General features: G+C 50.5%; 6 protein-coding genes and 2 pseudogenes. 1 reads left to right on the top strand and 7 read right to left on the bottom strand.

Annotated features, from left to right (window positions below):
* Positions 1-255: 255 nt before the first annotated feature.
* From pyrF to Q0256_RS07760, 4 genes and pseudogenes are all read right to left on the bottom strand, one after another.
* A complete protein-coding gene (pyrF, locus tag Q0256_RS07775) occupies positions 256-942 on the bottom strand; it encodes an orotidine-5'-phosphate decarboxylase (RefSeq protein WP_367271950.1) in 687 nt (228 codons plus the stop codon).
* 644 nt (positions 943-1,586) lie between these two features.
* Positions 1,587-1,961: pseudogene (gene nusB, locus Q0256_RS07770) on the bottom strand (transcription antitermination factor NusB); the annotation flags it as partial.
* A 1-nt stretch (position 1,962) separates the two neighbouring features.
* Positions 1,963-2,433: a 6,7-dimethyl-8-ribityllumazine synthase gene (gene ribH / locus Q0256_RS07765; protein WP_297961934.1), complete on the bottom strand. Its 471-nt coding sequence runs from the start codon at positions 2,431-2,433 to the stop codon at positions 1,963-1,965.
* 85 nt (positions 2,434-2,518) lie between these two features.
* Positions 2,519-2,830: pseudogene (locus tag Q0256_RS07760) on the bottom strand (hypothetical protein); the annotation flags it as partial.
* 231 nt (positions 2,831-3,061) lie between these two features.
* On the opposite strand from Q0256_RS07760, the gene Q0256_RS07755 reads away from it, so the two are divergent.
* Positions 3,062-3,685, top strand: coding sequence for a superoxide dismutase (locus tag Q0256_RS07755; RefSeq protein ID WP_297961931.1), 624 nt, complete (start codon positions 3,062-3,064; stop codon positions 3,683-3,685).
* A 316-nt stretch (positions 3,686-4,001) separates the two neighbouring features.
* Here the strand turns inward: Q0256_RS07755 and Q0256_RS07750 are convergent, their stop codons facing one another.
* From Q0256_RS07750 to rsfS, 3 genes are all read right to left on the bottom strand, one after another.
* Positions 4,002-4,583, bottom strand: coding sequence for a LysE family translocator (locus Q0256_RS07750; RefSeq protein WP_297961928.1), 582 nt, complete (start codon positions 4,581-4,583; stop codon positions 4,002-4,004).
* Positions 4,584-5,026: 443 nt separating this feature from the next.
* On the bottom strand, positions 5,027-6,394 hold the full coding sequence (locus Q0256_RS07745) for a sodium-dependent transporter (protein WP_297961925.1): 1,368 nt from the start codon (positions 6,392-6,394) through the stop codon (positions 5,027-5,029).
* 9 nt (positions 6,395-6,403) lie between these two features.
* Positions 6,404-7,801: ribosome silencing factor (gene rsfS, locus Q0256_RS07740; protein ID WP_297961922.1), on the bottom strand; the 1,398-nt coding region annotated here is incomplete at its 5' end.

Below are 7,801 nucleotides of genomic sequence, written 5' to 3'. Positions count from 1 at the left end.
TAAGCTAGCAGGGAGCTTGGGTGCGGCAGAGCCTAAACGTTTTTAATCCCCAACGGAGCAAATTTACGCTTCCGCCTTGCGCCAAATGCAAAAATCTGATGCGTTTGTTTCAAACTCCAACGGATTTTGTAAAAAGATGACGACGGCGCTTCGACGTCATCCGAGCCGCCTTTGTGCGCATTTTGATTAAAATTTCTTGTGCGCGGAAACTCTGCTTAAAACGAGCTTGCATCAAATTTTACGTAAGTTTTGACGCTAAATTTGACCCAAAATCCGCTCGCAAATTTCGCGCGGATCGGCGCTTTGATAGATCGGACGACCTACCACGATAAAATCAGCCCCCGCCTCGCGCGCGATGCCCAGATCCGCTACTCGCTTTTGATCTGCTGCGCTCTCGCCAAACGGCCTTACGCCCGGGCAGAGCGTGATAAAATTTGTGCTCGTTGCGTCCTTGATTAGGCGGCTCTCGAACGCCGAGCAGACCATGCCGTCAAGCCCCGCTTCATAGCTCATCACACTAAATTTGCGCACGGCATCGCCTAAATTTTGCTCGTAAACCGTGCTAAATTCCGCCTGATCAAAGCTCGTTAGCGCAGAGACCGCAAGCACCAACGGGCGCGAATTAAGCTTATCCAGTCGCTCCATCACCGTAGCCATCGCGCGCTTGCCGCTGCTTGCATGCACGTTTATCATATCGACGCCGAGCTTAGCGATCTCCTCGGCGGCGTCAGCCATCGTGTTTGGGATGTCGTAGAGCTTTAGATCGAGAAAAATTTTAAAATTTCCGAGCCTTTTTAGCTCCTCTATAAATCCCGCCCCGTCGCGCAAATAGGCTCGCAAGCCCACTTTGAGCCAAATTTTATCCGAAAAGTCCGCCAGCTGCTCCGCTAGCTGCAAGCACTGCTGCTTCGAGCCCAGATCAAGCGCGACGCAGAGCTTCACTGCTTATCCTTGCCGTGAGCCGCGCCTTTGCTGCCCGCAGGTCTTTTTGAGAGAGCGCCTCTGCCGCCCGCAGATTTTTTCGGCGCGGTAGAGATTTTGCGCCCCGTGCTACTTTTGGGCGCAGTATTTTTACCAGCAGCGCCCTTTTTCGGTGCCGTGCTTTTGCCGGCTCTGAAATTTCTATCCGCGCTCTCTTTTTTCGGCGCGGCGTCTTTGCCTCGTTTGCCTGTCTTAAAATTTTTACCTCGCTCGCCCGTTTTGAATTTTTTACCCGTTTTCTCCGTCTTAAATTTATCTCCGGCCTTAAAATTTCCCTCCGTTTTAAATTTTTTGCTCGCAGTGGATTTTTTGGCGGGCGCACTGCGAGTTTTTAAATTAGCGGACTTTTTAGATGGCCTGCTTCTGCTTGCCGTAGAATTTTTCGGCGTACCGCTCCGCTTTGCCTTAGTAAAATTTTTCGTCTCGCCGTCCGCGCCTGCGGGGATGAAATTTTTCGCCGCAACGTTGCTGTCTGAAATAGCGGAGTTTTTTGCCGCAGCAGGCTTAGAATTTTCGCTTGTTGCCGTGGATAGCTCGGAATTTACGCCTTCCGCCGTATTCGGCTTGGAAATTTTATCCACCGCGATGTTTACGGGGCTATCTTTTAGCGCGTCCAGCACGCCGTTTATAAATCTTGGCGAGATGCCAAGCTCCTTGGCGGAGTTGATCGCTTCGTTGATGACGATGCCCGCGTCCGTGTCCGTAAAGCGCAACTCATACGCCCCGAGCCGCAGTATCGCGCGCTCCAGAGCCGAAATTTCGGCAAGCTTGAATTCCTTTAAATTTTCATCTATCAGCGCATCGACCGCGGCGAGATTTTCGCTAGCACCGCGCAGAAGCGCTAGCGTCCAGTTGCGCTGCTCGTTGCGAATGCGCTTTTCCTCCAGATATTCATCCGCAAAGTCCTCGCTGCCGCCGTTCATATCCCGGGAGTAAAGCAGCGAGATCGCAGCGAGCCTGGCTTGGTGTCTGGTGGCCATTTTACGCCTTTATGTTGCGAAATAGACTTAGAAGCTCGATCGCGCTGCTCATCGCTTCAAAGCCCTTATTGCCTGCCTTTGCACCTGCTCGCTCGATCGCTTGCTCGATATTATCGGTAGTCAGTACGCCGAAAGTCACGGGTGCGCCGTATTTTAGCATGGTGTTTGCGATGCCCTTGCTTACCTCGGCGCTTACGTAGTCAAAATGCGGAGTAGAGCCACGGATAACCGCGCCTAGGCAGACGACGGCGTCGTAGAGTTTGGAAGCTAGCGCCTTTTCAAGCGCGAGCGGGATCTCAAAAGCGCCAGGAACAAGCATCAGGCTTAAATTTTCCTCCTTGCCGCCGTGGCGCAAAAACGCATCGTGCGCCCCTTCGACTAGGCGATCTGTGATGATGTGGTTGAAGCGGGCATTGATGATTAGAATTTTTTCGCTGCCCTTAAGAGCAAGCGAGCCTTCGATGATTTTCATGGTTTTCCTTTGCGTTAAATTTAGCGCTAAGCTTAGCTAAATTCGCCAAAATTCTAAATTAATTTAAACATCACGGCACTTGAAATTATGAGAAATAAGAGGGTGCTTTGCGCGCAGAAATTTTCTCGCGGTGGATGAATACGCCTAGAATCACAGCACCGATCGTGCCGATACCTGTGCATAAGCTTAGCGTGAATATGAAAAATATGCGAAGCAGGTTAATCTCCGAGTCCTCTTTTAGCGCGACGATCGTTTCAAGCAAGACGATAAAAAGTGCGTCGAGCCCCGTGTATAGGACGTATGCGAGTACCGCGCCGATGTATTTTAAAGCAAGCATAAATATAAAAAAGCTCGCAATTACGCAGGTGACGGTCAGTAGCCAATCGTGCGTACTAGAAGCGTGCTTAAGTCCGTAAGCCTAGCCGCACTCAAAAAGCGCTCCGATGAGTACAGAAGCAAAGCCTTTGGTCTTCATAAACCGCCTAAATTTTAAATTTAAAGCGAGATTATATTAGGAGCGAGCTTAGATTAAAATTCATCTTAAAATTAATCCTAAATAATAAATTTTATTATTCGTTTAGAAATTTTAGGCTATAATCGCTTCAAAATTCATTTCAAGGAGAGAAAGATGTTTAAACTTAGAGAGTTGCCGTTCGATGCGGCGCACAACGCGGTCGTAAGCAAGCAAACCTGTGATTATCACCACGGCAAGCACCACGCGACCTATGTGGCAAATTTAAATAAACTTACCGAATCGGGCGAGTTTGCGGGCAAGGGGCTTTACGAGATCGTAACGGCTGCTAGCGGCGGGCTTTTTAACAACGCTGCGCAGGTTTACAACCACGATTTTTACTGGGATTGCATCGCAAAACCTAGCGAGGCTTCTGCGGAGCTAAAATCGACGCTAGCAGAAAATTTCTCGGATTTTAAAAGCGAGTTTTTGGCTGCCGCTACGGCGCATTTCGGCTCGGGCTGGGTGTGGCTCGCTTACGATCCGAAATCGGGCAAGCTTTGCATCAAAGCGACTCAAAACGCCGCTACGCCGGTGACCGAAGGGCTCGTGCCGCTTCTAGTCGTGGACGTTTGGGAACACGCGTACTACATCGATGAGCACAATGCGCGCCCGAAATATTTGGAGAAATTCTACGCGGGCATCAACTGGGAGTTCGTCTCAAGCGCCTACGAATGGGCGAAAAAAGAGGGTCTCGGCTCGGTGAAATTTTATATGGACGAGCTTCACGGCAGAGATTAAATTTTAAAATTTAAGCGGACGCGGCGCGAACGGATGCGGTGATGCTTCACAAAGCCAAAACCGCTTAAACGCGACGTCCGTTCGCTTGCGGATAAGAATCATCGCCCGCAAATCGTTTAGACGCACCGCAAGCGACCCTAGACGATAATCGCCGTGGCGCTTGCTGTACGCGATCGATCGCTTAAAATTTTAATTCAAAGCTAGCGGCTAAATTTTAAAGGCTTTCTTGAGATTTAGCCGCAGCAATACCGCTTTTCAATCTATCTTTTAAATTTAAAATTTCATCAAAACCCGGGCGCTAAGTCCAATCAAAATTTTAGCCCAAAATCATCCACAGCCCGATCGCGCACATCAGCACCGAGCAGAAAATTTCGAGGTATTTTAGATGGGTTTTCAGCAGATTTTTTAGCACCGCTCCGCCCAGCGCGTAGATGCTAAGGCAGATGCTTTCGCTCACGCACAAGATCGCCACGAGAGCGAAGGTGCGCGCGCCGAAAAGATTGTCCGCGTCCAAAAATGGCGGAAAGAGCGCGGTGAAAAATATCCACGCCTTGGGGTTTGAGACCGCGACTACGAGGCCTTGGAGGAAGATATTTTCGCTGCGCTTCTGTTTTTGCAGCTTAAAATTTCCGCGCGCTAAAAAGGTCGCGACGCCCAGATAGAAAATATACGCGCCGCCTAAAATTTTAATCGCGCTAAGCGCCGCAGGGTGCGCAAGCAGAATGCCCGCGACGCCGAATATGCACGCAAGCGCCACGGCTGCGACGCCTAGCACCTGCGCGAGCAACGCGGGCAGCGCCCTAAGATAGCCGCGCGCGATGCCGAGATTTAGCGCGTAGGTCATGTTGATGCCCGGCATCAGCGATATCGGGAAGATCGTAAGGAAAAACAGAAGCATTGAAAACCCCTAAATTGCGGCTAAATTTTAAATTTTATCTATCGCGATACGGCGCCGCTGCGATAGATTTTAAAATTCTAAAATTTAACGCGCTGCGCTGAGGCGAATAAAATTTTAAAATTCCGCCGCGCCGCACCCAAACTTTTCTTGGGGCGGGAAGGGGGCTTGAATTGCGAGGTCGCTCCCCTTCCCGCCCCAAACCCCACCTAACCCCCGACGACGCTTTACAAGGGGCAGGCTACGCCTGCGCTGAATTTATATTATAACTGCGGTGCAGTGTCTCGCACCTAGTCGCAAGACCGCCGTACCGCAAGTTTCAATACAATGTGTCGCACCGAGTAAAAACTTACGCCGCAGTGCATGTAACGGAGCAGATGAAATTTTAAAATTCTATCGCACCGCCGCGGACAAATTTAAAATTTAAAACTCTCGCGGCTTTAAATTTAGCCGAAAATCCCGTATCCGAAGATCACCGCGATGATGAGCGGCAGGATAAATTTGACGTATAAAAACCAAACTCCTGCGAGTCTTGCACCCAGATCGCCTTCGTTTGTAACCTCGTAGATCGCGTCCTTTTTTAGCACCCAGCCCACGTAGATGCAGCATAGAAGCGCCGTTAGCACGAAAAATACGTTCGCGCTTACGAAGTCGAAGGCGTCGAAAACCGAGCGCCCCAGAATTTTAACGTCCGCAAGCACGCTGCTTGAGAGTATGCAGGGCAGGTTGCCGAGCACGAAGACGCCGCCGAGCGTTAAATTTACCGCCTTTAACGTTGAAAAGCCGAAGCGCTCCTCGACGAAATTTATGATGACCTGATAGATCGTGATCGACGTCGTAAGCGCGGCGATAAGCAAAATCGAGAGAAAGACCACCGCGACGGCGTTGCCGAACGGCATGTGCGAAAACGCGATCGGCAGGCTCTTAAAAACCAGCGACGAGCCGCTGCTCGGCTCAAGCCCCGCGCTAAAGAGCGACGGAAAGATCATAAAGCCCGCAAGCACGGCGATGAGGGTGTTTACGACCGCGGTGATGGTGGCCGTTTGCATCAACTTCTCGTCTTTGTTGAGGAAGCTAGATAGCGTGATCATCACGCCGAAACCGAGCGAGAGCGCGAAAAAGACCTGACCCAAAACGTCGATCAAAAGCTTGGGCGTAATCTTGGCAAAATCGACGCCGAGATAAAATTTCACGCCTTCCTTTGCGCCCTCAAGCGTTAAATTTGTAAGGATCACCGCGATGAAGCACAAAAATAGCGCGGGCATTAGAAATTTTACGAATTTTTCGATCCCCTCGATGATGCCGTTTTTCAAAATGTACCAGTTGATCGCTATGAAAACGAGCGTGTAAGTTCCGACGCCAAGCGGGCTGTTTTCGATATGATCTGCGTAGAATTTCTGCGTAAATGCGGGATCTGTGATCCGCGCGGAGAGGTCGAAGTTGCCGCTTACGATGTTTACGATGTAGGTTAGCACCCAGCCGCCGAGGACCATATAATAGGCTAAAATTCCAAACGCGCCGATTACGCCCATGATGCCTACGATCTTCCATGCGGGCTTTATGCGTGAGCCGTCCTTTTTAGGCGCTGCGAAGGCATCGACGCAGTTTCTTAGCGCGCGACGTCCGATGACGTTTTCTACTAAGATCATCGGGATTCCAAGCACGATCATCGCGATGCAAAATATGAGCACATAGGCGCCGCCGCCGTTTTGCCCGACTAAATATGGAAATCGCCACGTACAACCAAAGCCTATCGTGGCGCCCGCGACGGTTAAGATATATGTGAGCTTGCTGCTCCAGGTCTGTCTCGGCACGCTCCCTCCTTAAAATTGCTCTTTTTTGAGTTTGTCGAGGAAGTCCTCGATATTGTATTTGGCGCGGTAAGCCTCGCTGATGAGATGGACTATGATGTCGCCGAGATCGACGACACTCCACTCATCGCCGCTTTCGATAGCCAAAAACTCCTCGCCGAGCGGCTTTAGCACGCTTTTTAGCTCCTCGATAAGCGAGGCTGCGTGGCGGGAGGTTAGCGTAGTGGCTATTACTACGAGTTTTGCGATGTATTCGCGCTCACTCATATCGATGATCTGGACATCTTCGGCTTTCTTTTCGTTTAAAATTTCGGCGATCCGCTCCGCCCTTTGCTTTGGATCTTGCATATCTTTCCTTTTATAAAATTTTATGACCTCTGCTGCGATCTTGGGCGGGATTTCGCCTTTGAAATCTCGCCTAAAACCGCTTGAGCTCGTATCTACGGTAATCTCGATGCGCTTTAGAGCCGCCCACTGCCGCGGGATCTCGTAGCCTGGCCTCGTAAGCACCGCAAACTCCGCTAATTTCTGCAACTCGCCAAAATCGCGCCATTTATGAAGCTCGGCTAGGTTATCGGCACCCACGACGATGTAGAGTTTTGAGATTGTATCCGTGTCGCCTGTGCTACCTATGCAATTTACTGCGTTGCCTGCGCTATGCGCGTCGTTCGTATCATTTATGTCGCTCGCATCGCTTGCGTCATGCATGTCATTTGGGCCATTCATGCAATTTACGCCGCCTGTGTCACCTGCACTATTTGCGTCATTCACATCACCTGTATCGGCAATGCAATTTGCATTGCCGCTTGAAATTTCGCTTGTGCTTGGAATTTTGTCCGCGTTTGAAATTTTGCTCACATCGTTTGCGCTACCCGCCTTATTTCTACCGTCGGCCGAAATCTCACCCGCCTTGCTTTGCAAAATTCCGTTCATTTCGCTTTTGCTACCAACCAAAATTTGATCCGCCATTCCGCCTTGCAGAGCTTCGTTTTTTGCGTTAGCGGGAATGCTCGTCCTGCCCGCACTATCGGCGGAGCAGGTGTCGCTGCTTAGAATTTTACCTATATCGCACGACAAAGCCCCGTCCGTCTTCTCGGGTAAAATTTCGTCTGCACTGTCCGAAATATAAGCACAGGCAGAAATTTTATTCGCAATATTTGCGCCGTTAGGTAGAGCCCTATCCGTTACGGCTGCCGGGGTTTCGCTCGCCGAGGCTGCCGTCTCCGCCGCGATTTTGTCGTGTATGCCGTATTTTTCTAGTAGAAATTTCACGCTTTGTATCGTGGGTACCGGCACGTTTTGCGAAATTTCATAATCGCTCACCTCCACGTGCGGGGCGTCGCTCCACAGCGCGCGGCACCATCTAAGCCGCAGCTGCGGCGGCGCCGAAAAGCTCTTTTTAAACGGGTT

This window comes from uncultured Campylobacter sp. (genome assembly GCF_937949835.1).
Taxonomy (GTDB): domain Bacteria; phylum Campylobacterota; class Campylobacteria; order Campylobacterales; family Campylobacteraceae; genus Campylobacter_B.
This window is presented reverse-complemented; position numbering and strand designations above follow the sequence as displayed.